Below are 25,947 nucleotides of genomic sequence, written 5' to 3'. Positions count from 1 at the left end.
TCCGACAAGTGCAAGAACGCCTTGTAAGGGCGTAGCTCTGATTTATGTTCCACTTCGCTGCACGCAAGCGGGAATAGCTCAGTCCCCCCGCTCCCTGTTCATGAATTCCCCCTGCCTCTTCGGTGAGAGAGACTTTGCCGTGAAACGACGAGGAATCTCTTCTGACTTGGTGATTATTCACTTACTCAGACCTTTAGAACCAATTCCCGATTCCCGATTCCCTGCTCCACAAACATTGTTAGAAATTACCATTTAGCAAATGAATATAGTAGTAGTGGGCTTGAGCCACAAAACAGCCCCTGTTGAAGTCCGGGAAAAACTAAGTATTCCAGAGCCTCAATTAGAAAGTGCGATCGCACAACTTCTCAATTATCCTCACATAGAGGAGGTTGCTATCCTTAGCACCTGCAACCGTCTCGAAATTTATATTGTTGCCCACGAAACTGAATTAGGAATTAGGGAAGTAACTCAGTTTCTTGCTGACTACAGTAAGCTGCCTGTACCAGCCTTGCGTAGCCATTTGTTCATGCTGCTTCACCAAGATGCAGTTATGCATATCATGCGGGTTGCTGGTGGTTTAGATAGCCTAGTTTTGGGTGAAGGACAAATTTTGGCACAGGTCAAAAATACCCACAAATTAGGGCAGCAATATGGTGGCATCAAAACTATTTTAAATCGTTTATTTAAACAAGCTCTTACCGCCGGAAAACGAGTCCGCACTGAAACCAGCATCGGTACAGGGGCAGTATCTATTAGTTCGGCTGCTGTCGAATTAGCCCAGATGAAAATCCAAAGCTTTGCAAGTTGTCGGGTGACAATTCTCGGTGCCGGAAAAATGTCACGACTATTGGTACAACACCTCGTATCCAAAGGCGCAACACAAATTTCCATTGTCAACCGTTCCCTAGGACGCGCCCAAGAACTAGCAAAACAATTTGGCGAAGAATTGGTTAAATGTCATCTATTACCAGAAATGATGACAGTAATTGCCGAAAGCCATATAGTATTTACTAGCACCTCTGCTACTGAACCAATTCTGGATCGTGGCAAATTGGAAATGGTATTAGAACCTAGCCAACCTTTGATGCTATTTGACATCTCGGTACCCCGAAATGTTCATACTGATGTCAATGAACTTGAACATGTCAAAGCCTTTAATGTGGATGACTTGAAGGCAGTGGTAGCACAAAACCAAGAAAGCCGACGCAAAATGGCACAGGAAGCCGAAGGACTTTTGGATGAAGAAGTCGCAGCTTTTGATTTGTGGTGGCGAAGTTTAGAAACCGTAACAACCATCAGTTGTTTGCGAAATAAAATTGAAACAATCCGTGAACAAGAATTAGAAAAGGCATTATCACGCTTAGGTTCTGATTTTGGTGACAAACAGCAAGAAGTAATCGAGGCTTTAACTAGGGGAATTGTCAACAAAATTCTACACGACCCCATGGTACAACTACGCGCCCAACAAGACGTAGAAGCACGTCGTCATTGTATGCAAACCTTACAGACGCTGTTTAACTTGGATGTTGAACAAGCAGTTTAGGCTTAGTTTTCATGGTTGTAGAGACGTAGTATTACTACGTCTCTACACAATGCTCAAAATAAAATTCACCTCATTAACGAGTTTTGACCGTCAACACATGAGGCGGTGTAGAATCTGGTGGATAAATTAAGTCTACTTGGATATTCCGCTTACTGTTAGTTGGCATTTTTAACTCTAACAGTGGCTGAAGAACCTGTGCAGTGCGATGCCACAAATGAACATAGCGGGTAATTTTCTTGCCACTATCGTCGGCATAAATTAATCTAACTGTACCTCGGAAAAACGGAAAATCTAGGGAAGGTTGGCGAAAGCGAAGATTCTTTTGAGATAATTTATCTTCCTTTAGAGGTGTCTCTAAAGTAACGCTAACAGTTTGATTTTTGCTAGTGTTATTACTGAGAGGTAAACTTAAATTATATTCCACTCCATAATTACCATGTGCCTCATATGCAGTATCTGGGTAACGTACCAGCATCTTTGCTGTTTGGTTTTGTTCGGTACCTAAACGCCCGCCTCGCAAAGTAACCAAGCCATAAGAAATAGCTTTACCAGGTTGGGGAATATTCAGAATTGAAGCATTTTTATCAGTTAGAGTCGCTTTCCACTGGGAACCTTGGGATACTCCAGCCACACGCCCGTAAATTAGGCTACCACTAACGGCATCAGGGGGAGTCGGTATTTTGTCACGAGGTCCTGCAAAGCTGCCATTCTTCAAGAGATTTTGCCACTCAGCTAAATTGGGAGGGCGTTCGGAACCATCAATATTTTTCTTGGCGAACATTGCCATACTAGCAACGTATATTTTATTACTACTATTCAAATGCATAAAGCTAGAACGACCATTTACTGGTTTTTCTAAACCGCGTACTGGTATGGGAAGATTTATTAACATCCGACTTTGCTGGGGAGGAATTACTAACTTTGCTGGAAAATTAGCTTGTCTTACACCCCGCAACACATCAGCAACTGCCCTTGCACCAGGTCCAGAAAAAGCTTTAGCATCAGAATTTTCCTGATATGGTGGCAAAGTGACAAATGGCGCTTGCGTCATTAGGTAGCTAGCAGCTTGAGGTATCTCGATTGTCACAGGTTGCTTGCTGGGATTATGAACCATAACACCGATGTAAAGCGTTTGTAAGTCTTTTGGGGTGTGTGTATAGTGGTGGGCAAATAAATCGAATTTTCCTTGAAACGGGAAATTTAGATGTGCAGCGGGATTTTTCTTGGCTTGTGGGGGGAAAGTTGAAAGTAAAATTCCTTCAGTTTTGATCCACTCTGGACTGTTGCTGTTAAAAACAGGAATATTATTCAGTTTCCCAGGTAAAGGGCGAACTTCTCCTAACTGGATGACCTCTTGGGGTGCGGGTTTAGTTGGTGTTTGGGCAGAAACTTGTTTTACTTGGCTTGTATATTTGAGGTAGGAAGTAGTTAGGATGGGGAAAACTACTAATCCAGCTATCAATATGGAGATTTTGACTGGAAATTTTGACATTAAGATTATTTTTTTTAAGACTCACAACCAATTAATAAATAGATACAATTGCTTGGGTATGAATTCGGCTATTTGAGCTTAAGATTTTGGGTTACGGAAAAATGAGGGTTTGTGGTGATGAGCGATCGCACTTTTCGATCAACTCTAGTAAACGCGAAGTCAATCTAAATTAATTTATTTATGCAATTTGCACCCTTGTACCCAATCATCCATCAGATTCTCAAACCAATATTTCCTCAATGTCTATGGAGAGGGGATAACAGTTCCAAAAACATCGCTCTTTCCTTTGACGACGGACCTCATCCAGAATATACACCGCAACTTTTAGCAGTTTTAGACCGCTACCAAATTCCCGCTACCTTTTTTTGGCTGGGTATTTGCGTCAACCGCTTCCCACAAGTCGCAAAGCTAGTATCCGATGGCAATCACTGGATCGGCTTACATGGCTATAATCATCATAACTTTCCCCTACTTTCTGCAACCCAATTACAGGATAGTCTCCAACAAACTCAAGCAGCGATTTTCAATGCTTGTCATCTTCTTCCCACACAAGTCCGTGATGTTCGACCCCCAAATGGAACATTTACACCTAAAACTTTAGAATTACTACATCGGTGGAATTATCGACCTGTAATGTGGACTGTTGTACCTGAAGATTGGGTTAGACCAGGTGTAAATACTGTTGTCGAAAGGGTTTTAAATCAAGTGAAAAATGGTTCCATTATTGTTTTGCATGATGGATACTTCGGTGGAGAAGATGTTGCCAAAACTACGGATATTTTAATCCCTCGACTTTTAGAGCGGGGCTACAACTTTGTCACAATTGATGCTATGCATCAACAAGAAGCAGGGAGTAGGGGAAAATAACCCCTACATTCCGGTATATTTACCTTCAAATAGCTGTAATATCAACCTCGCAATTTTGAGTTGGTCTGATTCTTTTCTTTCACGGGTACATCTTCTTGTACCTCATCAGTACCTAACAAATGTTGCACATCACTTAAAGAAGTTAGTTTCGCATTTGCTTCCTCTGGCAACTCACTTATGTACTCAACTAAATCCTCTACTCTACAGTTGAGTGCTTTACAAAACTTTATTACCCGATCGATATGATCAGTTCCGGTTCTTCCGCTTTCCCAGTTCTGAATTGTGCTTTCGGTGACACCCACCAAACGCGACAACTCTAATTGGGTCAATCCCGCCTTTTCACGCAGAAAAGCTATTCTCGGTTTTGCTTTCTGTTTCACAGCTACAGCACTTATATAAGTTGACTATAGCCGTTAATCGTAACACCAAAAAAAAACTAACGCCCAGAAATTTTAACCAAGATCTTGACACCCTTAAGATCTTTGGTTAAAGTATTTAAGTATAAGGCGAAAGCGAGAAATTCGATAACGCCGGATTAAAGAAGACGAAGCGCAAGCGAAATAGTTTCTTAGAAAAAGCGAACTCGTCTGGAATAAGCAAAGTGAAATATGTAGCTCTGATTATTCGCAGCGGGGGAAAAGATAACATTATTATCTCACAAAACCCTTATGTAAAGAGTATTTGAGATATTAACGTTTGAATTTCATGGCTCAAACAAAACCAACTTCAACACACAATTAATGAGGTCTAAATAACATGTTGAAGAAGTCATTTACATTTGGTTTGTTAGCTGCGGGATTGATGGTTGCTCCCACTGCTGCATTTGCAGATCAGTACTCAGGAAGCAACACAGTAATCCAACAATCATCAGTAACATCTGGTTCTGATAACGTGACTGGTCAGTCTGCTGATGCAATCACTATCCAGCGTCAGCTTAAAAGCGGATATCCAGTATGTTTCCCTGGAAACCAAGTTGCTGGTGCTAACGCCGTTATTGGTCAAGGTAGTGTCACTATCGGTGAAGGTAATGTAACCGGACAGTCTGCATCTTCCACCACCGTCCAATCACAGTCTGGTAATTGTGCAGCCTATCCTTACATTTATTTACCTTAGAAATCAATTAATTTGAAATTGAAATCTGGGGTTACATCTAGTTACACCTGGGAATCAATTAAATTCTCTGGTGTGGGGACGTGATATGTTGCGTCCCTACATAAAAATACAGACGTGATGTATTACGTCTTTAGAATAAAAACCGAAATCACACACAACAATTAGGTCTATCTACAATCATGTTGAACAAATCATCTATCTTTGGTGTACTTGCTGCTGTAATTGCGATCGCTCCTTCTGCTGCATTCGCTCAGGATCAAGTTACTGGTAGCAATAGCACAGTTATTCAAAATTCATCCACTGTTGGTGGTGGTAACGTTACCGGACAAAATGCCGATGCTGCTACCTACCAGAACCAATTCAAAAACCAATTCTGCGGTAGTGGAAATCAAGTAGCTGGTTCTAACACAGGTATCGGTCAAGGTAGCGGAACTGCTGGTTTCGGTAATGTGACTGGACAAAGTGGTACTTCCACCACTAGCCAAAATCAATCTAGTGATTGCAGCTATCCTTACTACGGTTACTAATTGGGAAACTGATTTTTTCAGGTAAATTCTACTAAGTTCCTTACTTCTTCATAGAGACGCGATATATCTCGTCTCTACGATAAAACTTCCAAACACACACAACTAATTAGGTCAGGTCTTTAAACATCATGTTAAATAAAGCATCCATCTTCGGTGTACTTGCTGCTGTAATAGCGATCGCTCCTTCTGCTGCATTCGCTCAAGACCAAGTTACTGGTAGCAACAGTACAATTATTCAAAATTCATCCACAGTTGGTGGTGGTAACGTGACTGGACAAAATGCCGATGCTGCTACTTACCAGAACCAATTCAAAAACCAATTCTGCGGTAGTGGAAGTCAAGTAGCAGCTTCTAATACAGGTATCGGTCAAGGTAGCGCAACTGCTGGTTATGGTAACGTAACTGGACAAAATGGTACTTCCACCACCAGCCAAAATCAATCTAACGCTTGCTATTCACCTTACTACGGTTACTAATACTGGATTAAGTAGTTGTGCAAAATTAATTGTACATTCCGGAAACTCGAAGTCCTTAGGTGCGCGGAGCGTGTCAGTTTAGGACTTATGCTTCCTCCGTTGCAATGACAATATATATTTAATTTTGCGTAAGCGCTTATTTGTAGAGACCAGACAAATTTGGTCTCTGCAAAAACAAAAATTTTCTGAATTCAATTCAATCTAAACCACACACAACTCATTAGGTCAAGGTTAAAACATCATGTTGAACAAAGCATCCATCTTCGGTGTACTTGCTGCTGTAATTGCGATCGCACCTTCCGCTGCATTCGCTCAGGATCAAGTTGCGGGTAGCAATAGCACAGTGAATCAAGGTTCTACAACAATAGGTGACTTTAACACCACTGGACAAAGTGGTAGTTCCTCTACATACCAAGACCAATTCAAAAACCAATTCTGCGGTGGTGGAAACCAAGTAGCTGGCTCCAATACAGGTGTTGGTCAAGGTAGTGGAACTTTTGGTTACGGTAACGTAACTGGACAAAGTGGTTCTTCCACAACCGGACAAACCCAAACCAATGCTTGCTCTACACCTTACTACGGTTACTAATTTGATGAAACAGGGAAATCAATTTGATTTTCCTGATTCATGAATAGCTCACAAAAGTCAAAAAAAATCTGGTTAAGCAAGCTGTTTGTATTGAAAAATGTGAATCAATCAAATTCACAGCTTCTGCAACACTAACTTGTAACCAGTAACACACAACTAATTAGGTCTAGAAAGATGAAGAAAAAAATCTACACTTTCAGTTTTCTAATTTCTGCTTTGATTATATCCCCCAGTGCTGCATTTGCCCAACAAGATGCTGGTGCAAATCAGTCCATGAGTCAAACCACTGTAATTTCTGGCGGAGGAAATTCAGTTAATCAAAGTGGTAAACAAATTACTGGACAAACTCAAATCAAAACTGGTTCGGCTTGTGGAAATCAGATTGCTGCTGCAAACCAAGTTTTAAATCAGGGTGCGCTGGTGCTTGGTGACAATAATACTGTTAGTCAAAGTGCTACCCAACAAACGCTTCAACGACAAATTAATGCGGCTCTTGGTTGTTATTAGTTTGTTATCAAAGCTTGATTAATTCTTAAAGATTGAATTTTGGTTTTGCTGATTTCCTTGCTGTGGGGCAAAAAATCAGCTTTCGTCATTATCTTAAGGATGATACAGCCATGCCTAAGCCAAGATTACTATTTTCCCTTGCGATCGCTTCGATAATTATCTTACCAGTTGGCATTGCTGATGCTGGTGGTGTCAATATTCAAACAAGCAATGTGCAGATGACATTGGGAGGAAATGGAGGTGTGTCTATTAAGACTACCCCCAGAACACGTAGTCGAGTTCGAGCAAACAGAAACACACGTAAACTCAATTGCTACGGTGTGAGTCGTCGTAGTCAGAGTCGTAATGGTAGTAATCAAGTTTACAGTTCTACTTCTACAACAACTTGTAATTAATTCTAAATAGGTAAAAATATGAAGTCAAAATTACTTCTGCTTAGTGCTTTTTCTATTTCCGCTATTTCTGCGTTCATCCCAACTTTCAGTCCTTCAGCTAAAGCTGTATGTGTTCTTACTGATGTTGGTGTTCAAGTTGCTATCCATCCTAAAAATACTGTTGCTAACCAAAATAACAATGTTAACCAACAGGCTAGTGATGATTGCTATGGTAATTCAGCTACAACTACCGGAGTGCAAGTTTACCACGGTTCTGGATCTGTAAATCAAAACCGTGATAGTACTCAAATAGTGAACGGGAATGGTAGCAATCCCACAGGTATTAATATGGCACCTATTAAGGTTCCTATTAATGTTCAAGTTGATGTCCCCGCGTATCCAACTCTAAAAAAATAAATAATTTTTTCGTTTTTCTTGCATAGTGACTGAATATTTCCTCCCAATGATACTTGGGAGGTTTTCTATTTTGTGCTATCCAAAGAATAATCAATAAAAATTCTGTATTTAAAATTTAATTGCGATGCGAACTCTACTACTATATACTTGTGCGGTGGTTCTGACTATTTCTATTGCTGCGGTTATCACTAATAATTTGTCTGTTGATTTGGATAGTTCACCAGTAAGTAAACCTGTGAGTGTTGATATACCTAATTTGACAAGGTTTGCTAATCAAAACTCCAATAGTATATCCGGCTCTAACAGTTCTCAAAAAACTGCGATTACTATCAAGGCGGAAAATATGAACCAGCCTCATGTTTTGGTGATTAATTCTAATGGTTCTAAGTTAGAAGGCGAAATTATCATGAATAGTAAGGTAATTCAGAAATTCGATAATAACAACTTAGAGGTTAATTTATCACCTTATTTATCCAAAGGTCAGCAAATTTTAGAAGTGAGGGGAAAGTATGAACCAGCTTCTTCGATAGTCAATTTGGAATTAAATTCTTCGGGCAATAATACAATTCAGCAAAGTAGTGGAACTGGGAAATTAGATTATCAAGTTGCTTTAAATGTGCAGTAAGGGATTTGTATTTTTATAATATATAGGGCTTGCTGTATAGCCCTTTCGGGCATCCAAGAAACGCGTAGCACAGCGTTGGCTGTAAAAGTCTTCTAGTGAGGGTAGGGAACTCTTAACAGTTTTACCCTTATTTTTTCCATTTTTTTTATACTCCAATAAATCTGAATGCAAGTTTTTTAAACCTTAAACCTTTATTTCCTTGCACTTTCCCCGGAGAAAAAATCCCGAAAGTGTTGATAAATAAGTGTTTTATAGTTATTCAGCAAGGATAGAGCGTCTGTTACTATCCATCCCCACCTTATAGAAGCATGGGGAATTCCGCAAATTTCGTTAAAATCGGATTGCTATATATACTAATTGTTTGTGCATGACCAAGACTAATGGTGCGTGACACCGGATTAATATTTATCTTTAGACCTGAGGAGCTTTCATCGTGTCACACACCCTACAAGCTGTTCCCTATTGCCCCTCTAAATAACTTAAGCCTAGTTGAGGGCAACTAGGCTTGGAAAATTTAAGAGCAATCAAACTGTTTTAATACTTAGAAGTAGAAATTGACAAAGTTACTAAAGTTGGACATCTGACAAGTAAACTCAGCATTTGCTGTTTTTCCGCTTTGGGATTTGGTTAGCTACTCCAGTAATGGAAGCTGAACCACTTTGTTTTGTCGCTGATGTTTACTTTGGGTTCGTGATGGCGAGACGCTTAATCATCGATCCCTTTTATTTTTGTTCTTTGCGTCTCTACTATCTAAAATATCACCTATTTTTACTTTGATAACTAACTCTTAATGTATATTTACGAAGTTAGAGGAAGTCTCGTTATTTCAGGGCAAGATCTCTCTGACTAGTCTTAATGTTTCGCAATCAAACTGTTTTTTTGCTCCAATCAGACTTCCAATCCCACATGACTGGGTTTTCGTCAAGATGATCGGTGACAATACGTCCAATTGTGTCTATTTGCAGGAGTTCTGCGTCGGAAAGTTTGACGGTTGCAGCTGCGGCATTAGCGGTGACTTGTTCAGCATAGCGGGCTCCAACAATAGCATGGCTTTGGGGTTGGGCGATTAACCACGCGATCGCTAGTTGGGCTAAAGTACAGTTATGCTGTTGTGCTATTGGTTGTAGTTTCTCTAGTGCTTGGTGAGCGCGTTCAAAATTTTCACCTTGAAATAGCTTATTATCAATTCGGTTATCGTCGGCATCAAATTTGTGTCCAGGTGCAAATTTCCCGGTTAGAAGTCCCTGAGCTAGGGGAGAATAGGCAATGATGGAGATTTGGTTGGCTACACAGTAGGGGACTGCATCCTTTTCTACGTAGCGCCAAAATAGGGAATATGGTGGTTGTAAACTGTCGATGCGCTCATATTTTGCAGCTTCTTCCAGTTGCTGACAAGAAAAATTGGATACACCAATTGCTCTGATTTTACCCTGTTGTTTGAGGTCACTTAATGCTCTCATGGTTTCTTCGATGGGGACATGTTCGCTATTAAATGAGCCAGAGGGCCAATGAATCTGATATAAATCTATGTAGTCAGTTTTGAGATTTTTGAGAGAATTCTCACAAGCTGTCATTACTTGGTCATATTTGAGATGATTAGCGAAAACTTTAGTCGCGTACTCAACATGCGATCGCACATCGGATAAAGCTTCGGCTACAATTTGTTCAGAATGTCCATTCCCATAAACTTCGGCAGTGTCAATGGTGGTAATTCCTGCTTCGTAAGCAGCCCTAATTGCTTTAATTGAGTCAGCATCTTCGATACCCACCCATAATCTTTTACCAGCTTGCCAAGTCCCCATCAAAATTGGGGTAATGTAGATATCGGATATCCCTAAACGTCGCTTTTCCATAGATACTAAACCGCAGAAGTAGAATATACTTTGTTCTAGTTGCTCAATATCACAACAAATAACCTACCTATCCTATCTGAATCTTTGTATTCAGCGTATCCTCAAAAAGTTGGAGATAAGTAAATGAACAGAATTAATTACATATTATTTATTTACCAATCCTGTGCTAGCTAAGGATTTAAGACCAAATTTTTGTGTAATTAATTTTGTTGGACTACTTATCTAAACTCCATCGAACTATGATTAATTAATTTAAGTATTTTGAACTAACCTTGACAAATCAACTTAAATACCTGCCAATAAATAAATACGGCTTGGCATTACATACAACAACACCTGAATTAGGTTTAGCAATTAGTAACTTTCAAGAGCCGATGGTATCCCATGTCTGGAATTTGGAACGTGAGTTATCTAGCCAGATGCACGGCTACCTATCAGAGTTTATCAAGCCGCGAACCTGGAATGATTTGGCTTTTATTGCTGTAGCTAAAGGTCCAGGGGGTTTTACTGGTAGTAGAATTGGTGTGGTTACGGCTAGAACTCTAGGACAACAGTTAGATATCCCCGTATTTACAGTTTCTACTTTAGCCGCAGTTGCTTTTCACGAAGGAAAAAAACAACACCAAAAAAATATAGCTGTGGAAATGCCTGCACAACGAGGTAAATTATTCGGAGGAATCTATCAAGTTACACCCGATGCTGGGGGAGTGAAGGAGTTATTAGCAGATACTTTGTTGACACCGGAAACCTGGAAGGAACAGTTAACTAGTTGGGATAGTAGTTATCATCTGGTGGAAGCAAAATCAAATTTAGCTGCAACGGTTGTAGATATCTTAGAACTAGCTTATTTGGAATGGCAACAAGGTATCTTACCAACTTGGGAACAAGCATTACCTTTTTATGGGCAAAATCCCGTGGACTGAGATGCTTCATATCTCTTTTAATATATATAAATCTTATCTGATACCTCAGAATTTATAATTAATCATCATTGTTAAGTTTGGTAAATAAGTTCCCGAATAGAGTTAAGCTAAATTTTGTGGCTAAATTCAATTCAGTTAAACCTTGTCCATCATTAAAGGTGTGGTCTGAATAATTAGATGCTCCGCATTAACGTTCATGCGGGGAAGCAAATTATGCAGAGTTGTAAGGTATACATAAAATGACTTATCCCAAACTAATATAAGTCCATAAGACTGGCTACCGCTATTCACAACCCTGATATGCAGCTGCATTTTTAAAATAGGTACAGTTTGATTCATTGAATAGTGTTTGTGTTAATGCTTTGACTACTATCAAAGTAATCTCTCCCATAAAGTTTGGCGCAGTTTGTCCAAACTCTTAAGTAATGTGAATGTGTGGCAAGTAGTTTTCTTTACAATGATATAAGGTTCAAAACAAATGCAAAAGAACAGCGAACTTAATATCAACCAGGGTTCTAATCTCAGATGGAAATTAGAAGACAGAAATAATCCCTTTTCCGCAGGACAATTTTTATCGTTTAAAACAGTTGGCAAACCGTTATAAGCGGTTCGCTTTAAGCTAGAAAAGTTAATAGTATCAAAGCTAATTTACGCTTCAATGTGCAGGGTAGTTGTGTATCTACTTGATTGAGTCATATTTGAAGCTGAGTTAGCCGTGTTTTGACATGTCAGACTATCAGTCATTATACAGTGAAAAGAAAACTTCAAAGGATAGTCTGTACTCTGATTAATTGTCGCCAATATATAGGTCAAATTTAGGTCAAATAGGTCTTTTTGTCCTTGTTTGAGCATGGATTTTAGGCGAATCTACTATACCGAATAATGTGCCATCAGATAGAGAACATATATTTTACCTCTGTACTGATGAACCTTTATGCCTATTTTCAGTTAGAGGCGAGGAAAGATATTTTGTAGTTGCCACTAATTAAAAACTACAGATTTTCCTGGCATTAGTTTCATGACTTTTTGAATTAAAGATAAGGATCAGTTAGATGGGTATCCCTCAAGCAACTTTTGCTGCAACAGAAACAGTGTTTCATGTCACAGGATATGAAAAGATTGAGTTTAGTTTAGTTTATGTGAATGGTGCGTTTGATATTAGAAACACCGAGATTGCTGATAGCTATCATAAATTCGGACGTTGTTTATTGGTAGTAGATGCAAATGTTAACCGTTTATATGGAGAGCAAATTAAATCTTATTTCCAATTTTATGATATTAGTTTGACAGTTTTTCCTGTCACGATCACTGAAACAGCTAAGACACTGCAAACTTTTGAGGAGATTGTAGATGCATTCGCAGACTTTGGTTTAATCCGCAAAGAGCCAGTTTTAGTAGTAGGTGGTGGCTTAGTTACAGATGTAGTTGGTTTTGCCTGTGCATCCTATCGTCGCAGTACCAATTATATTCGGATTCCTACAACATTAATTGGTCTAATTGATGCGGGTGTTGCCATCAAAGTAGCAGTCAATCATCGGAAACTAAAAAACCGTTTAGGTGCTTATCATGCACCTCAAAAGGTAATTCTAGATTTTTCCTTTTTGGAAACTTTGCCAGTTGCTCAGATTCGTAACGGGATGGCAGAATTAGTCAAAATTGCTGTAGTGGCAAACTCAGAGGTTTTTGAACTGTTGTATGAGTATGGACATGAGTTACTGCATACACACTTTGGTTATGTAAATGGTTCTGAGAAACTGCAAGAAGTTGCACATCGGTTGAATTATGCAGCTATCAAAACCATGTTGGAGTTGGAAACACCAAATCTGCGGGAACTTGACTTAGATCGAGTAATTGCCTATGGTCATACTTGGAGTCCTACATTGGAACTAGCACCACAAGTTCCCTTGTATCATGGTCATGCAGTGAATGTGGATATGGCATTGTCTGCAACTATTGCCCAAAGACGTGGTTATATTGATGTAGAATCACGCGATCGCATTCTCAATCTAATGAGTAAAATTGGTTTAACTTTGGATCATCCTTTACTGGATGGTGATTTGTTGTGGTACGCGACTCAATCCATTACCCAAACCAGAGATGGGAAATTACGCGCTGCAATGCCAAATCCCATTGGTGAGTGCTTTTTCGTGAATGATTTGACTCGTCAAGAGTTGGATGAAGCTTTGGTGGAACATAGAGTTCTTTGTGCTGAACTTCCCCGTAATGGTGCAGGAATTGATGCTTATATCGGGACTGAAGAATCGGAATTGATTGAAGCATAAGGTTATTTCCAACTGGTAATAAATAGACATCTCCCAGATTGTAGAGACGTAGCAATGCTACATCTCTACAAGGGTTGTGGATAACGCAAATTAATTCCTGGAGATGTCTAATGATTAAAATCCAAAGTCCAAAATCTAGAGTGATAAGACTGTGAATAGTATTGTAGAAATGAGTACCGCTAGACCCGTAACACCTCACGGTATTTTAGTAGAAGAATTGCGAAAAACCTTAGAAATGGCAGAGGCTGCAAGTATTTCTGGAGAGGTTTTAACAAATTTAAAATTGACGTATCAATTAGCTGTAGGTTTAGAGCCATATATAAGTGAATGTACGACCAAGGAATCACCTGCGCTGACAGCATTGGCAAAGAAGACTAGCACAGAAGATTGGCGAAAACGCTTTGGTGATGGGGAAACTGTGCGTCAGTTAGAACAGGAGATGCTTTCGGGACATCTGGAAGGACAGACATTAAAAATGTTCGTGCGGATGACTAAGGCAAAGCGGGTTTTGGAAGTGGGAATGTTTACCGGGTATTCAGCCCTAGCAATGGCGGAAGCATTACCCGATGATGGTAAGCTGGTGGCTTGTGAGGTTGATGCTTACGTTGCTAACTTTGCTCAAAACTGCTTTGCGGATTCCCCCCACGGCAAGAAAATTACTGTGGAAGTCGCACCAGCTTTGGAAACCCTCCATAAATTAGCTGCTACTGGTGAATCTTTTGATTTGATATTTATTGATGCTGATAAAAAGGAGTATGTAGAATACTTCCAAAGAATTTTGGATGGTGGTTTGTTGGCATCCAATGGTTTAATCTGCGTTGATAATACCTTATTGCAAGGGCAACCTTACTTACCACCAGAAAAACAGACTTTGAACGGAGAAGCGATCGCGCTATTCAATTCTACCGTTGCTGAGGACTCCCGTGTGGAACAAGTTTTATTACCTGTGCGGGATGGTTTAACTTTGATTCAAAGGTTGAATTAAATGACACAATCTATGTCTTTTGATTCTACCGTACCAAAACCACAAACTGGCTCTGGGGAAAGGATATCTGGATTATTTAAAACCTTGGGTACTTTGGTTTTGTTGTTTTTAGCATTACCAGTAAATACCTCAATTGTTTTGATATCTTTGCTTTGGGGGATTTTAAATAAACCTGTTGGGAAGCAACTTCAAACCACCGCACCGCAGAATATCTTAATTAGCGGTGGTAAAATGACTAAGGCTCTACAACTTGCGCGATCGCTTCACGCAGCAGGACACCGAGTTGTGTTGGTGGAAAGTCATAAATATTGGTTAACTGGGCATCAATTCTCTAATTGTGTGGATAAATTTTATACTGTTACTGCACCGGAGAAACACCCGCAAGTCTATACACAGCAGCTATTGGATATTGTTAAAAAAGAACTAATTGATGTCTATGTACCCGTATGTAGTCCGGTTGCTAGTTACTATGATTCCTTGGTAAAACCTGCGCTTTCTCAGTATTGTGAAGTGTTCCACTGCGATGCTGAAGTAACGCAGATGTTGGATGATAAACATGCATTTTCGGAAAAAGCGAGAAGTTTTGGTTTATCTGTTCCTAAGTCGTTTAAGATTACCAATCCTGAAGAAGTGATTAATTTTGACTTTTCCCAAGAAAAGCGTAAATATATCCTCAAAAGTATTCCCTACGATTCAGTTAGACGTTTGGATTTGACTAAACTTCCCTGCGAGACTCCAGAGGAAACAGCAGCATTTGTGAGAAGTTTACCAATAAGTCCCGAAAAACCTTGGATTATGCAAGAGTTTATCCCAGGTAAGGAGTTTTGTACCCACAGCACTGTCAGGAATGGGGAATTAAGATTACATTGCTGTTGTGAATCTTCGGCTTTTCAGGTGAATTATGAAAATGTCGATAATCCGCAGATTTTGCAGTGGGTAAAGCACTTTATCAAAGAAATGGGGATTACTGGACAGGTTTCTTTTGATTTTATTCAAACTGTAGATGGAACAGTTTATGCAATTGAATGTAATCCCCGTACCCATTCAGCTATCACGATGTTTTACAATCATCCTGGTGTTGCTGATGCTTATTTGTGTAAAGACGTGATATGTCACGTCTCTACATTTGAACCTTTGCAACCTCTTGTTAGTAGTAAACCAACTTATTGGCTATATCATGAATTTTGGCGATTGACGGAAATCCGTTCTTTGTCGCAGTTTGGAAGTTGCTTACGGAATTTGTTACGTGGTAAAGATGCAATTTTTCAGTTGAATGATCCTTTACCTTTTTTGATGGTTCCACATTGGCAAATTACTTTGTTATTGTTGCAGAATTTGCGACATTTACGAGGTTGGGTGAAGATTGATTTTAATATTGGGAAGTTGGTGGAGTTTGGGGGAGATTAATTTAATTTAAATATTTTAACGCAGAGGAGCGCGGAGGTAAGCGCAGAGTTTCGCAGAGGAATAAAGAGAGGGGAAGAGGGGGGAAATATGTCGGTATTGCGTGTTTTACATTTGGTGGGTTCTGCTGTTGATGAGTTTTACTGCGATTTGTCTAGGCTTTATGCTCAAGATTGTCTTGATTCTACTGCGAATACAGAACTTTACGAGTTTCACATCGCCTACATTTCACCTGGTGGTACATGGCGCTTTCCTAGGGATCTTAGCTCAGATGCGATCGCATCCGCCGAGAAAGTATCGTTATCTGGTGCAATTCAGATTTTAATTTCACTCAAAATTGATGTGATGTTACCACAGATGTTTTGTGTCCCTGGGATGACATTCTATCGGGGTTTGTTTGATTTGCTGAAAATTCCCTACATCGGAAATACTCCTGATGTGATGGCATTAGCTGCTAATAAGGCTAAAACAAAAGCGGTTGTGGCATTTTCTGGTGTTAGTGTACCCCAGGGGGAACTACTTCATCGCGGAGATTCTCCCCATGTTACTACCCCAGCAGTGGTTAAACCTGTGGATGGGGATAATTCTTTGGGGGTAGTTTTGGTGAAAAATCCATCTGATTATGAAAGTGCTTTGAAAACAGCATTTACCCATAGTTCAGAAGTTTTGGTAGAGACATTTATCGAACTTGGTAGGGAAGTTAGATGTGGTGTCATAGTTCAAGATAATCAACTGGTGTGCTTACCACTGGAAGAATACCAGATGGACAAAGAACAGCAACCCATTCGCAGTTATGATGATAAGCTAAAACGAAATGAAAAAGGTGATTTGAGTGCAGTTGCTAAAGGTAATACCAAATCATGGATAGTCGATCCTAGTGATCCGATTACTCAGAGGGTTTGGGATGTTGCGAAGAAATGCCATATAGCTTTAGGTTGTCAGCATTATAGTCTATTTGACTTCCGTATTGACCCCACTGGGAAACCTTGGTTTTTAGAAGCAGGGTTATATTGTTCTTTTGCCCAGATAAGTGTTATCCCCACAATGGCAAAAACATCCGGAATTTCTCTGGAAAAGCTGTTTCACATCATGTTAAATAACTTACTAGTTTATTCTATTTCTAATTAAATAAACGCAAAGTACTGGTTAGGTTATGCGATCGCATAACCTGAGAAACTTGTTATTTGCGTTGGTATAATACGCAAAGCTGATAATTTCAGGTTTAATAGCTGATAACTGATAAAATGCCCAACATAGTATATCTAGTTTTGATCAAATCAGGTGCGAACAGACAAGATTTTCTACAGTTTATTTCAGACTTTCCCTAGTATATTTTTTGCCATCATTGGCAACCAAAATATAGACGCAAACTCCTATCAATTCGTCTCCGTAGAACTTAAAGAAACAGCCTTCCGCATTGATGGGGTATTTATCCCCACACTTGAAACCAGTGAACAACCAGTTTACTTTGCTGAAGTTCAGTTTCAAACCGATAAAACTTTTTATCGACGTTTATTTGCCGAAATATTTCTTTACCTACAACAAAACGAATCGGTTAAGTTTTGGCGTGCTGTTGTAATATACCCAACTCGCAGCATCGAAACTGATGATACACAACCATATAGATTGTATCTCGATAGTCCCCAAGTCCAAAGAATTTATTTGGATGAATTGGGAACAGTTGCCGAAAACTCTCTGCAATTAGCCGTTGTACAATTAATTATCGAGGGTGAACAGACGGCAATTGAGAAGGGAAGAGAATTAATTTTTCAGGGTGACATACTCCACACACTCCCTTTCAGGTGAGTGTGGGCTTCTCAGCGACTCTTCTATGAAGACATTAACTGAGCTTTAAGATCGTGTGTCCCACGATTCTTGATGTTTATAGCAGCGTTTAAATCTCTACAAATACTTGTATGACATACAGGGCAATTATGTATTCGTTGAGATAAACTTTTTTTAACTTTGTGTCCACACATTGAACATTGTTGGCTAGTACCGTTTGGATTTATAGATATTACTTTTAAACCAGCATTTTCGGCTTTGTTTGAAAGTATCGATATAAATTGACCCCATCCCGCATCATTTATACTCTTAGCCAATCTTGTTTTAGCGAGTCCTTTGATATTCAACTTTTCAACAGCTATTGCATCATATTTATCTAGAAGTGACTTAGCTGTTTTGAAGTGAAAATCTTTTCTAGTATCGGCAACTTTTTTATGTTGCTTACCTAGTTTTTTAATCGCTTTTTTACGACGATTAGATCCTTTCTTTCTTCTAGATACTTTGCGCTGTGCTGATTTTAATTTACGTTCAGCTTTACGTAAAAATTTTGGTGCTGAGATTCTTTCGTTATCTGAAGTAACGAAGAAATCAATCAATCCAACATCAATACCAACGATATTGTCAGAATTAAAATCATGTTTGACTGTTGGAACTGTTTTATCATCAAGACTCAATGTAACATAATACCCGTCAGCTTTTTTAGTTACAGAAACCGTTTTAATATCAAAACCATCTGGTATTTGACGATGAACAATTACTTTTACATTTCCTATTTTCGATAGTGTAATGATATTACTGGAAAAATTATGATGTTTAAACTGAGGAAACGTGAATGTTTTGTACTGATTAACTCCTTTAAATCTTGGTCTGCCAGATTTCTTACCATTACTATCCCCTTTTAACCATCTATCAAACGTTATTTCAACTTTCTTAGGCACTTCTTGTAATACTTGAGAGTGAATCTCTTTATACCAAGGTCTATCTAGTTTAAGTTGAGTTAGAGAGGCTTTTTGAGAGTAATAGTTTGGCTTATCTTTCAAATCTGGTAAATGACATACCAACGGACATCTATCTATTGAACATCGGTTTTGCTCGTACCAATCAAATCGTTGAGCAAGTAAATAGTTATATTGATAACGCAACATTTCTAGTGTTTTATCAATTTTTTCAACTTGTTCTTTCGTTGGTTTAATTTTGTATTGGTACGAGATTCGCATTTATTTATCCTCCCTGCTTAAATTAGTGTTGCTATTTTAGCATACACTGATGTGAGAAAAAGTACCACAAGTATTATGAAAAATGATTTTGTTTCAAAAGGTCGTTCCGTCAGTGATTTAAAAGTTCACCTCGTTTTAACAACCAAATACAGACGAAAAGCTTTTACGAATCCCATGTTGGATCGATTACATCTGATTTTTGAAGATTTATTGATTAAATGGGATTGTAAATTGGTTGAATTTAATGGCGAAGATAATCACGTACATTTACTTTTTCAATATCATCCCGACATAGAGTTAAGCAAGTTAGTTAATAATTTAAAATCAGTATCGTCTCGAAAACTACGACAAGAGTTTGCAGAACATCTTGAGAGTTTTTATAGTAAAGATGTTTTTTGGAACGGTTCGTATTTTATCGCTAGTTGCGGAGGGGTAACAGTTTCTACTTTGAGAAAATATATTGAAAATCAAGAAAAACCCGAAATGTAATATTTTGTGTGTCTCGTCGCTATGGATTGTTTCTGTTTTCGCTTTGCTCAAAATCAAAATAATCCATGCAACTCGACTCACTCGCATTCATCCCACGCTCCTAAGAGTGAGACGTGGGGCTTCTGCTGTTTAAGCTAAACGCGAACTAGGGGATGAAAGAAGCAAGAAGGAAATTGTAGAATTAATAGAGACAATATTGTTATATAAGTTTAAGCAGTTGAGTCGAGAGGAACTAGAAACGATGCTAGGAATTGATGAAGAGTTTAAACAAAGTCGGATGTACCAGTCTATCAAACAAGATGGGTTGGAAGAAGGTAAAAAGCAAGGTAAGCTAGAAAGTAAGTTAGAAACAATACCTCGATTACTAGTGCTAGGACTAACTACAGAACAAATTGCCCAAGCTTTAGATTTGACTGTTGAACAGGTCAAAGAGGTGATTTAACAATTTTCAGTTTACTTGAAATACGCTAAAAATGAAATCCAGTGCGAACTACTTCCGTCGCACAAGCTTTCCTTGGGGATATCATAATGGTATTTTGCTAGTCAAAACATAAATTCCTGTAAATAAGCTTTTTCAGGAAACGTTAACAGCGTAACCGTTATAGCATGGTGTTACAAAGTGCCTAAAATTCAAGTTATAGATTTTTCACTATTTACCCAAGGTAATGTTCAAGATAAACAAGCTGTAATTCAACAAATATATGAAGCTTGTCATCAAACTGGATTTATGTATCTACAAAATATCGATATTTGTCCAAAACTCATCAACAGAGTGTTTGAACAAAATAAATCCTTCTTCAATTTACCATTAGCAACGAAACAGCAATTTGCTTGGAATAACGAGTTAAGTAACCAAGGGTATGTAGGTATTGCTAAGGAAAATCTTAATCCTGAACAACCAGGAGATTTTAAAGAAGCTTTTAATATTACTGGATTTGAGAATGGTAGTATCCCCAGTTTATTTGATGCTTCGATTCCCGAATTTTACCAAGCTTGTACGAAACTAGGCAATCAAATCTTAGTAGCGATTGCACTCTCGCTAAAATTACCTTTAGATTTCTTCACCAACCACCACAACCAGGATAATCATACTATGCGATCGCTTTGTTATCCGGTGCCAACAAATTCGTCAAATAACAAACTAGGTGCTGGAGAACACTCAGATTACGGTAGTATTACGCTGCTATTTCAAGATGAAATTTCTGGGTTGGAGATACAGGAAACCTCTGGAGAATGGATAGCAGCACCCGTGATTCCGGGAACTGTGATTGTTAATACTGGTGATTTGATGCAACGCTGGACAAATGATTTATTTCCTTCCACAAAGCATCGGGTAGTGATTCCCCCAGATATCCAGAAACCCCGTTACTCCATTGCCTTCTTTTGTCATCCTAATTATGATACCGTCATACTGCCGTTGGGAGTGGCTGATGCGATCGCATCTTTGCCAAACTGCACAAAGCATAAACCTGCTGCTTATCCACCAGTTTTAGCAGGGGAATATCTATTACAGCGATTAAAAGCAACTTATTAAATCAGTTATCACCATAAAATCCAGAATGTAGAGACGAGACATGTCACCTCTCTCTTTCTATTTTACAAGCATCTAAATTGCTACGCATTATCTGTACAGGTTTTTGCAAGTATATTGGGTAAACCGTAGCTTTGCCAAGGAAAGAGTGTGTTTATTTCCGAAATCCTATCATCTGTGGTGAAGTCTTAGTTATTCTCTGACTAATTAAGTATCTTACTTAAGTCAAGATTAAAACCCTTAATTAAAACACTTAATTAAAATACTTACAATCCAGAAGATTTTATGAAGCCATATCCACGATTTAGTCGTCAATGGTTATTAATGGTTCCCCCATTTTTGGCTACTTATATATTGACTAATATACCAACTTCAGCAGCGACTTTGGCATTATCGCAAAGCGATTTATATTTGACGAATTTCAATCAAAATGTTGCCGCAATTGAACTTGTAAATCAGGCAAATATATCTGGTAAAACCAACGGGGGAACATTTGCGGCTCAAAATAATGCTAATAACAACTATTCTACTTCTCCCCCGGAAGTTTCATCATCTGCTTTTAGTTTGGCATTTGGAAATAATAGCGACTATGCAGGAAAAGCTGAAACTAAAGCGCAGGTAGTTGCTAATTTTGACGTGGATGCTAAGGAATATTTTAACTTCGATTTTACAGTTTCTCTAACCCTACAAACACATATTGATAATCTGCTGCTGGAACATGCGAATGCAAAGGGAGATATTTCTCTCCTATTATTTGACACAACCAATATTCCTGTTGATGATATTCGGAATTTCTTTAGTGTTTTTATCTCTCCTAAAACAGGGAAAGTTAAATATCAACCGTTAGATTTTCTTGCTATTAATGCCAGCTTAAATACTCCTGGCTTTTTAGATTCTATAGATTCTCAACATAGTCAAAATATCACTTTTAATCAACAGCTTCGTAATCCAAATTTTGGTGGCAATGATGAAAATGCATCTATCTTAGTTAAGGGTTCGCTAAAACGGTATTTTGAACAAAAAAGTAATTTAACTCTATTAGCATTACGCAGGAATCAAACTCATGTTTCTATTCCTGAACCGACAAATCAAGTAGCATTAATTTTGTTAGCTATTATTTCTGCCATGGGAGTTTATAAGTTTCGCAAACCAGCTAAAAATAAAGTTAAAATACTCCGTCATCTATGATTAAGGAAATAAGATAACAGCACACTTAGACTGCTTTAATGAGTCTGTCAAGCGTAATTCTGGTATCCATAGCATCAATCCGTGAAACGTATGACTCAGTATGTTTATTTGCGTGAACTAAGTTTCGATAGCATCGAACTATAGTCATTATAGATTCAGTGCGTGTATCAATTAAACCTTGTTGACTTGCAGTGCTAATTAGATCTTTAAAGGACTTATTTTGTCCCAATTTAGCGAACAAAATTCCCTCAAATATTGCTCCACACATGAGCATAAAAGACAACCATGAAGCATTTTCAAACGTAATTTCTGCTTCGCGGTAAAAGTTCCCTAGACGTTCTTGCAAAGAAGGATCAGCAACGAAAGGAAAAAGAAGTTTATAGTCACGAATACCGTGATAATGAATAACTAACTTGCTGTCAAAATCGTTTAGATCATATTCTAGGCAGACAGTTAATTTATCATTCTGAATCGAGTCTTTCTTGCCTGGAAAGCAAGATAAAGCCCCAAATTGGAGTGTAAAGTATTCAATTGCAAAGGCTGGTAGAGTCGGGATAGTGAATTCATAAAGGTGAATACTATCAGACGGATTTTTGTGAACACAAGTTGGATCTGTAGTATCAAGATCAAAGATTGTTGACTTCATTTATTCATCAGCTTAAGAAGTTGGAGATTATTAAAGTACCATTCCTATCGAAGGCTAGCAGTCTAACGTTAAGCTAAACAGACGAAAGCATTCTTTGCAACTTACCAGCAAAGCTATAAGTTGAAATTCTTCCTATAACAACTAAACAAAATTCTTATGATGTCCATTAGATGAAGCATGATCATACTCAATTTTGCCATAATCTAATTTAATCACTCTATCAGCAACAGAGAAATAGCGATCATCATGACTAATGACAATCACGGTTTTACCACTTTTTTTCAGGTTTATTAAAATTTCGTGGTAGAATAATTCTCTAAAAAAAGGATCTTGATCAGAAGCCCATTCATCAAATAAATAAATTGGGCGATTTTCAAGATATGCTGTTAATAAAGCTAGACGTTTTCGCTGTCCCTGAGAAAGAGAAGTTGTTGATAATTGGTTGTTCGTAATTGTAACTTTATTCTCAAGCTTTAGTTCTTTCAAATATTGTTTAGCTTGAGTTTCCATACAATTACTATCTAAACCAAGCAATTTTTCAAACAAGTAAAAATCGGCAAATATAGCAGTAAAGTGTTGTCGATACCATTCACGATTCTCGTCAAATACAACTTTTTTATTTAATTTAATTGTCCCAGATTCAGGTGGATATAATCCAGTAATAATTTTACCGAGACTTGATTTACCGCTACCGTTGCCACCAACAATAAAAACTACTTCACCAGGGTAAAAGGTTAAGTCGATTGGTCCTATTGTAAATGATTTATCTCCTTGTTCGCTTTGATAGCTGTGGGTAACTTGATGCAGTTCTAACTGATGCCAAGTTTGACTAACAGGATGTATAACTAAACTATTTACTTCTGTTTTTGCTGCCAGTTCTAAACCTATATTTTCAATTTTTTGTAGTGCAACATTACCTTTAACTAGTTCCTGTAGTTTTGCCAAAATACTCTGCATTGGCAACAGTAGATATGTCAAAGTTAAAACATATGCTGACAAAACTGGGGGAGAAATATCAACTACCCTTGGTAAAACAACTAATAACAACCCTACAAGAACAAAGAAAAGCAAATTACCTAAACCTGTAGAGATAGAAAAAGTCAACAGTGCGGCAGAATTTTGATTGCGATATCTAGCTGCACTAACTTCTAATTCATCATGCAAAAAATCTTGACGACGACTGGTATTTAATTTTAATTCCTTGATACCGTCAGTTATGGTGTGAAAATGTTTGAAGAGTTGATCTTGTTCTTGCCTAACTGAAGTGAGAAAATATTGGGCACGATTGATTAGTAACTGAATTCCTCCAATTGCCACCATCATAAAACCGATGGTAAAGGTAAATATAAATCCAGAAAGTAAAAATAAATAAACTAAGCAACCAACAATTATCGCAATATCAACACAGATAAAGGGTATGGCATAAATTGTATTAGAAAGTGTAGCGATATCATCGGTAAGAGTCGCCAGTAATCTACTAGCACCAACTTGTTCCAAATGTCGTAGCGGAGAAGCGAGAATCCCTCGACTCAGACGCAATCGCAACCGATATACAGCATTTTGGGAGAGATTGATTAATAAAATCTGGGAGATAATGCCACTGATGATGACAATCACAGCAAGGAGGGGAAATTGCCAAAATAAGTCATCTCCATAATTACCATTAACAACGCTGTTAATTAAAGCTATGAGTCTTGCAGTTGTCGCACCACTAATCAATCCTGCTAAGATTGCGATCGCAACTTGCAACCAAGACGCTTGTAGTAGAAGCCAAATTAGATTCATCGGAATTTTGGTTATTTTTACAGCTAAATACTCACCAATATCGTATCTGCCCTTTCCAGATAGCTGAATCCACGCTCAAGACCGTTGTATTTGCAACCATTCCAAAATATCAAGCTCAGTATCAGAATCTTTACTTACGCAAGGTTTCTTATTAAAAACATGTTACTTTGGGCATCGTCATTGCTTCCATTTAATCGGTTAAATTGGAACTGCCTTAGTGTCCGACCTGTCCTATGCTAAATAAGGGTTATTGTGTTGTAGGGGGAAATGTGTTTTTTAGTGTTGTAATTCCGACATATAATCGCAAACCGATTCTCGAAAAATGTCTGAAAGCTTTAGAATCTCAACAGTTGAGTTCATTAAGTGTCATTACTGATTACGAAATTGTAGTTATTGATGATGGCTCCACCGATGGAACTATAGAATGGTTGCAGCAGTATCAAAGTGAATTCCCCCATGTCCGCACCGTTGAACAAAATCACCAAGGTGCAGCAGCTGCAAGAAATCTAGGTGTGGAAAAAGCACTTGGTGACACAATTATATTTATTGATAGCGATTTAGTTGTAACAGAAACATTTTTGCAATCCCACGCAGATGCATTGGTAGAGGGGCAAAATAAATTAGGTAACGATCAATTTTTTACCTATGGTGCAGTAATTAATACGAGTAATTTTGAAAATCCCACCGCTGAACCCTATAAAATAACTGATTTTTCACGAGCTTTTTTTGCTACTGGAAATGTCGCTATTCCTAAACATTGGTTAGAAAAAGCTGGCTTATTTGATACTGGTTTTAAGCTTTATGGATGGGAAGATTTAGAACTGGGAGTGAGATTAAAAAATCTGGGTCTCAAACTGATTAAATGTCCCCAAGCTGTAGGATATCACTGGCATCCAGCATTTAATATTGAACAAATACCCCAATTAATCGATCAAGAAATTCAACGCGGTAAAATGGGAGTTGTATTCTATCAAAAACATCCAACTTTAGATGTCAGAATGATGATTCAGATGACTTTATTCCACAAAATACTCTGGGGTACTCTGACTCTAAATGGATTTTTGAATGAGCGGACAATGTTACCATTATTAAAATGGTTAATTAGCATCGGGCAATCTCGATTAGCATTAGAATTAGCACGAATATTTTTGAATTGGTACAACGTCAAGGGTGTTTACCAAGCTTACGCGGAGATGAAAAGTTAAAATCTCACCAGAATCATTTTGGTTACAAACTTAATCAAATCTCCAAATTGTCCATACATATTGTTATGGCAAAAACGATTTCACTTGTATAAAATAAAATAAGTGTTCAGATCTCTGAACATCA

At 38.2% G+C, this 25,947-nt stretch carries 27 protein-coding genes and 1 pseudogene; 22 read left to right on the top strand and 6 right to left on the bottom strand.

Translation table 11 applies throughout. The features are described 5' to 3' along the window. The first annotated feature begins 259 nt into the window (after positions 1 to 259). Positions 260 to 1,543 (top strand): glutamyl-tRNA reductase, encoded by a 1,284-nt coding sequence (locus CAL6303_RS17510; protein WP_015199148.1) that lies wholly within the window; start codon positions 260 to 262, stop codon positions 1,541 to 1,543. Between the two features lie 73 nt (positions 1,544 to 1,616). On the opposite strand, the gene CAL6303_RS17505 is transcribed toward CAL6303_RS17510, so the two are convergent. Beyond that, positions 1,617 to 3,035, bottom strand: a complete 1,419-nt coding sequence (locus CAL6303_RS17505) for a DUF3370 domain-containing protein (protein WP_015199147.1) — start codon at positions 3,033 to 3,035, stop codon at positions 1,617 to 1,619. Positions 3,036 to 3,215: 180 nt separating this feature from the next. Here CAL6303_RS17505 and CAL6303_RS17500 point away from each other — a divergent pair, with 180 nt between their 5' ends. Beyond that, a complete protein-coding gene (locus CAL6303_RS17500; protein WP_015199146.1) occupies positions 3,216 to 3,902 on the top strand; it encodes a polysaccharide deacetylase family protein in 687 nt (228 codons plus the stop codon). 41 nt (positions 3,903 to 3,943) lie between these two features. Here CAL6303_RS17500 and CAL6303_RS17495 read toward each other — a convergent pair whose 3' ends face one another. Next, positions 3,944 to 4,282, bottom strand: a complete 339-nt coding sequence (locus CAL6303_RS17495) for a helix-turn-helix transcriptional regulator (RefSeq protein ID WP_015199145.1) — start codon at positions 4,280 to 4,282, stop codon at positions 3,944 to 3,946. Between the two features lie 376 nt (positions 4,283 to 4,658). On the opposite strand from CAL6303_RS17495, the gene CAL6303_RS28600 reads away from it, so the two are divergent. From CAL6303_RS28600 to CAL6303_RS17455, 8 genes are all read left to right on the top strand, one after another. After that, entirely contained in the window at positions 4,659 to 5,015 is a 357-nt protein-coding gene (locus CAL6303_RS28600) for a hypothetical protein (RefSeq protein ID WP_015199144.1), read from the top strand. Between the two features lie 179 nt (positions 5,016 to 5,194). Beyond that, a complete protein-coding gene (locus CAL6303_RS17485) occupies positions 5,195 to 5,542 on the top strand; it encodes a hypothetical protein (RefSeq protein ID WP_015199143.1) in 348 nt (115 codons plus the stop codon). Positions 5,543 to 5,670: 128 nt separating this feature from the next. Further along, entirely contained in the window at positions 5,671 to 6,018 is a 348-nt protein-coding gene (locus CAL6303_RS17480) for a hypothetical protein (RefSeq protein WP_015199142.1), read from the top strand. 241 nt (positions 6,019 to 6,259) lie between these two features. After that, entirely contained in the window at positions 6,260 to 6,607 is a 348-nt protein-coding gene (locus CAL6303_RS17475) for a hypothetical protein (RefSeq protein WP_015199141.1), read from the top strand. A gap of 174 nt (positions 6,608 to 6,781) precedes the next feature. Next, positions 6,782 to 7,114 (top strand): hypothetical protein, encoded by a 333-nt coding sequence (locus tag CAL6303_RS17470; RefSeq protein ID WP_015199140.1) that lies wholly within the window; start codon positions 6,782 to 6,784, stop codon positions 7,112 to 7,114. A gap of 110 nt (positions 7,115 to 7,224) precedes the next feature. Beyond that, positions 7,225 to 7,509: a hypothetical protein gene (locus CAL6303_RS17465; protein ID WP_015199139.1), complete on the top strand. Its 285-nt coding sequence runs from the start codon at positions 7,225 to 7,227 to the stop codon at positions 7,507 to 7,509. An 18-nt stretch (positions 7,510 to 7,527) separates the two neighbouring features. Further along, a complete protein-coding gene (locus CAL6303_RS17460; protein ID WP_015199138.1) occupies positions 7,528 to 7,905 on the top strand; it encodes a hypothetical protein in 378 nt (125 codons plus the stop codon). Positions 7,906 to 8,029: 124 nt separating this feature from the next. After that, complete coding sequence (locus CAL6303_RS17455) at positions 8,030 to 8,530, top strand: hypothetical protein (RefSeq protein WP_015199137.1); 501 nt, start codon at positions 8,030 to 8,032, stop codon at positions 8,528 to 8,530. Positions 8,531 to 9,396: 866 nt separating this feature from the next. Here the strand turns inward: CAL6303_RS17455 and CAL6303_RS17450 are convergent. Beyond that, positions 9,397 to 10,383 carry an aldo/keto reductase gene (locus CAL6303_RS17450; protein ID WP_015199136.1) on the bottom strand — a complete coding sequence of 329 codons (987 nt, stop codon included), beginning with the start codon at positions 10,381 to 10,383 and terminating at the stop codon, positions 9,397 to 9,399. Positions 10,384 to 10,655: 272 nt separating this feature from the next. Between CAL6303_RS17450 and tsaB the strand changes: the two genes are divergently transcribed. From tsaB to CAL6303_RS17420, 7 genes are all read left to right on the top strand, one after another. Beyond that, positions 10,656 to 11,306 (top strand): tRNA (adenosine(37)-N6)-threonylcarbamoyltransferase complex dimerization subunit type 1 TsaB, encoded by a 651-nt coding sequence (gene tsaB / locus CAL6303_RS17445; protein ID WP_015199135.1) that lies wholly within the window; start codon positions 10,656 to 10,658, stop codon positions 11,304 to 11,306. Between the two features lie 478 nt (positions 11,307 to 11,784). Further along, positions 11,785 to 11,910, top strand: coding sequence for a hypothetical protein (locus CAL6303_RS31495; RefSeq protein WP_255348425.1), 126 nt, complete (start codon positions 11,785 to 11,787; stop codon positions 11,908 to 11,910). Positions 11,911 to 12,358: 448 nt separating this feature from the next. After that, positions 12,359 to 13,588 carry a sedoheptulose 7-phosphate cyclase gene (locus CAL6303_RS17440; protein WP_015199132.1) on the top strand — a complete coding sequence of 410 codons (1,230 nt, stop codon included), beginning with the start codon at positions 12,359 to 12,361 and terminating at the stop codon, positions 13,586 to 13,588. A gap of 151 nt (positions 13,589 to 13,739) precedes the next feature. After that, positions 13,740 to 14,573, top strand: coding sequence for an O-methyltransferase (locus CAL6303_RS17435; RefSeq protein WP_015199131.1), 834 nt, complete (start codon positions 13,740 to 13,742; stop codon positions 14,571 to 14,573). After that, the gene (locus tag CAL6303_RS17430; protein WP_015199130.1) at positions 14,574 to 15,980 is read left to right on the top strand and encodes an ATP-grasp domain-containing protein; all 1,407 of its coding nucleotides are present in this window, start codon (positions 14,574 to 14,576) and stop codon (positions 15,978 to 15,980) included. An 87-nt stretch (positions 15,981 to 16,067) separates the two neighbouring features. Beyond that, positions 16,068 to 17,105, top strand: coding sequence for a D-alanine--D-alanine ligase (locus tag CAL6303_RS17425; protein ID WP_015199129.1), 1,038 nt, complete (start codon positions 16,068 to 16,070; stop codon positions 17,103 to 17,105). A 153-nt stretch (positions 17,106 to 17,258) separates the two neighbouring features. Further along, positions 17,259 to 17,783, top strand: a complete 525-nt coding sequence (locus CAL6303_RS17420) for an Rpn family recombination-promoting nuclease/putative transposase (RefSeq protein ID WP_083866325.1) — start codon at positions 17,259 to 17,261, stop codon at positions 17,781 to 17,783. 23 nt (positions 17,784 to 17,806) lie between these two features. Here CAL6303_RS17420 and CAL6303_RS17415 read toward each other — a convergent pair whose 3' ends face one another. After that, positions 17,807 to 18,979 (bottom strand): RNA-guided endonuclease InsQ/TnpB family protein, encoded by a 1,173-nt coding sequence (locus CAL6303_RS17415; RefSeq protein WP_015199128.1) that lies wholly within the window; start codon positions 18,977 to 18,979, stop codon positions 17,807 to 17,809. Between the two features lie 75 nt (positions 18,980 to 19,054). On the opposite strand from CAL6303_RS17415, the gene tnpA reads away from it, so the two are divergent. The 4 genes and pseudogenes from tnpA to CAL6303_RS17395 all read left to right on the top strand — a co-directional run bounded on the left by tnpA (position 19,055) and on the right by CAL6303_RS17395 (position 22,187). Continuing rightward, a complete protein-coding gene (tnpA, locus tag CAL6303_RS17410) occupies positions 19,055 to 19,468 on the top strand; it encodes an IS200/IS605 family transposase (protein ID WP_015199127.1) in 414 nt (137 codons plus the stop codon). A 148-nt stretch (positions 19,469 to 19,616) separates the two neighbouring features. Next, positions 19,617 to 19,910, top strand: a pseudogene (locus tag CAL6303_RS31230) (Rpn family recombination-promoting nuclease/putative transposase); the annotation flags it as partial. 177 nt (positions 19,911 to 20,087) lie between these two features. Continuing rightward, entirely contained in the window at positions 20,088 to 21,002 is a 915-nt protein-coding gene (locus tag CAL6303_RS17400) for an isopenicillin N synthase family dioxygenase (protein WP_015199126.1), read from the top strand. A gap of 282 nt (positions 21,003 to 21,284) precedes the next feature. Continuing rightward, positions 21,285 to 22,187 carry a hypothetical protein gene (locus CAL6303_RS17395; protein WP_015199125.1) on the top strand — a complete coding sequence of 301 codons (903 nt, stop codon included), beginning with the start codon at positions 21,285 to 21,287 and terminating at the stop codon, positions 22,185 to 22,187. A gap of 25 nt (positions 22,188 to 22,212) precedes the next feature. Here the strand turns inward: CAL6303_RS17395 and CAL6303_RS17390 are convergent, their stop codons facing one another. Further along, positions 22,213 to 22,833 (bottom strand): hypothetical protein, encoded by a 621-nt coding sequence (locus CAL6303_RS17390; protein WP_015199124.1) that lies wholly within the window; start codon positions 22,831 to 22,833, stop codon positions 22,213 to 22,215. A gap of 141 nt (positions 22,834 to 22,974) precedes the next feature. Beyond that, the gene (locus CAL6303_RS17385; protein WP_015199123.1) at positions 22,975 to 24,618 is read right to left on the bottom strand and encodes a cyclic peptide export ABC transporter; all 1,644 of its coding nucleotides are present in this window, start codon (positions 24,616 to 24,618) and stop codon (positions 22,975 to 22,977) included. 233 nt (positions 24,619 to 24,851) lie between these two features. Here CAL6303_RS17385 and CAL6303_RS17380 point away from each other — a divergent pair, with 233 nt between their 5' ends. Continuing rightward, a complete protein-coding gene (locus CAL6303_RS17380; RefSeq protein WP_015199122.1) occupies positions 24,852 to 25,823 on the top strand; it encodes a glycosyltransferase family 2 protein in 972 nt (323 codons plus the stop codon). Positions 25,824 to 25,947: the final 124 nt, after the last annotated feature.

Origin of the sequence: Calothrix sp. PCC 6303 (assembly GCF_000317435.1) — a bacterium.
Lineage (GTDB): Bacteria > Cyanobacteriota > Cyanobacteriia > Cyanobacteriales > Nostocaceae > PCC-6303.
Note: the sequence above shows the minus strand (reverse complement) of the source record. Positions and strands in the feature narration are given on the sequence as shown.

Bases quoted from the DNA above. Each gene is read 5' to 3' on its own strand.
- CAL6303_RS17475 (WP_015199141.1), top strand. From the start codon at position 6,260: ATGTTGAACAAAGCATCCATCTTCGGTGTACTTGCTGCTGTAATTGCG.
- CAL6303_RS17425 (WP_015199129.1), top strand. From the start codon at position 16,068: ATGTCGGTATTGCGTGTTTTACATTTGGTGGGTTCTGCTGTTGATGAG.
- CAL6303_RS17415 (WP_015199128.1), bottom strand. From the start codon at position 18,979: ATGCGAATCTCGTACCAATACAAAATTAAACCAACGAAAGAACAAGTT.
- CAL6303_RS17430 (WP_015199130.1), top strand. From the start codon at position 14,574: ATGACACAATCTATGTCTTTTGATTCTACCGTACCAAAACCACAAACT.
- CAL6303_RS17380 (WP_015199122.1), top strand. From the start codon at position 24,852: ATGCTAAATAAGGGTTATTGTGTTGTAGGGGGAAATGTGTTTTTTAGT.
- CAL6303_RS28600 (WP_015199144.1), top strand. From the start codon at position 4,659: ATGTTGAAGAAGTCATTTACATTTGGTTTGTTAGCTGCGGGATTGATG.
- CAL6303_RS17390 (WP_015199124.1), bottom strand. From the start codon at position 22,833: ATGAAGTCAACAATCTTTGATCTTGATACTACAGATCCAACTTGTGTT.
- CAL6303_RS17500 (WP_015199146.1), top strand. From the start codon at position 3,216: ATGCAATTTGCACCCTTGTACCCAATCATCCATCAGATTCTCAAACCA.
- CAL6303_RS17440 (WP_015199132.1), top strand. From the start codon at position 12,359: ATGGGTATCCCTCAAGCAACTTTTGCTGCAACAGAAACAGTGTTTCAT.
- CAL6303_RS17465 (WP_015199139.1), top strand. From the start codon at position 7,225: ATGCCTAAGCCAAGATTACTATTTTCCCTTGCGATCGCTTCGATAATT.
- CAL6303_RS17385 (WP_015199123.1), bottom strand. From the start codon at position 24,618: ATGAATCTAATTTGGCTTCTACTACAAGCGTCTTGGTTGCAAGTTGCG.
- CAL6303_RS17455 (WP_015199137.1), top strand. From the start codon at position 8,030: ATGCGAACTCTACTACTATATACTTGTGCGGTGGTTCTGACTATTTCT.
- CAL6303_RS17450 (WP_015199136.1), bottom strand. From the start codon at position 10,383: ATGGAAAAGCGACGTTTAGGGATATCCGATATCTACATTACCCCAATT.
- CAL6303_RS17510 (WP_015199148.1), top strand. From the start codon at position 260: ATGAATATAGTAGTAGTGGGCTTGAGCCACAAAACAGCCCCTGTTGAA.
- CAL6303_RS17480 (WP_015199142.1), top strand. From the start codon at position 5,671: ATGTTAAATAAAGCATCCATCTTCGGTGTACTTGCTGCTGTAATAGCG.
- CAL6303_RS17470 (WP_015199140.1), top strand. From the start codon at position 6,782: ATGAAGAAAAAAATCTACACTTTCAGTTTTCTAATTTCTGCTTTGATT.
- CAL6303_RS17485 (WP_015199143.1), top strand. From the start codon at position 5,195: ATGTTGAACAAATCATCTATCTTTGGTGTACTTGCTGCTGTAATTGCG.
- CAL6303_RS17505 (WP_015199147.1), bottom strand. From the start codon at position 3,035: ATGTCAAAATTTCCAGTCAAAATCTCCATATTGATAGCTGGATTAGTA.
- tnpA (WP_015199127.1), top strand. From the start codon at position 19,055: ATGAAAAATGATTTTGTTTCAAAAGGTCGTTCCGTCAGTGATTTAAAA.
- CAL6303_RS17395 (WP_015199125.1), top strand. From the start codon at position 21,285: ATGAAGCCATATCCACGATTTAGTCGTCAATGGTTATTAATGGTTCCC.
- CAL6303_RS31495 (WP_255348425.1), top strand. From the start codon at position 11,785: ATGCAAAAGAACAGCGAACTTAATATCAACCAGGGTTCTAATCTCAGA.
- CAL6303_RS17460 (WP_015199138.1), top strand. From the start codon at position 7,528: ATGAAGTCAAAATTACTTCTGCTTAGTGCTTTTTCTATTTCCGCTATT.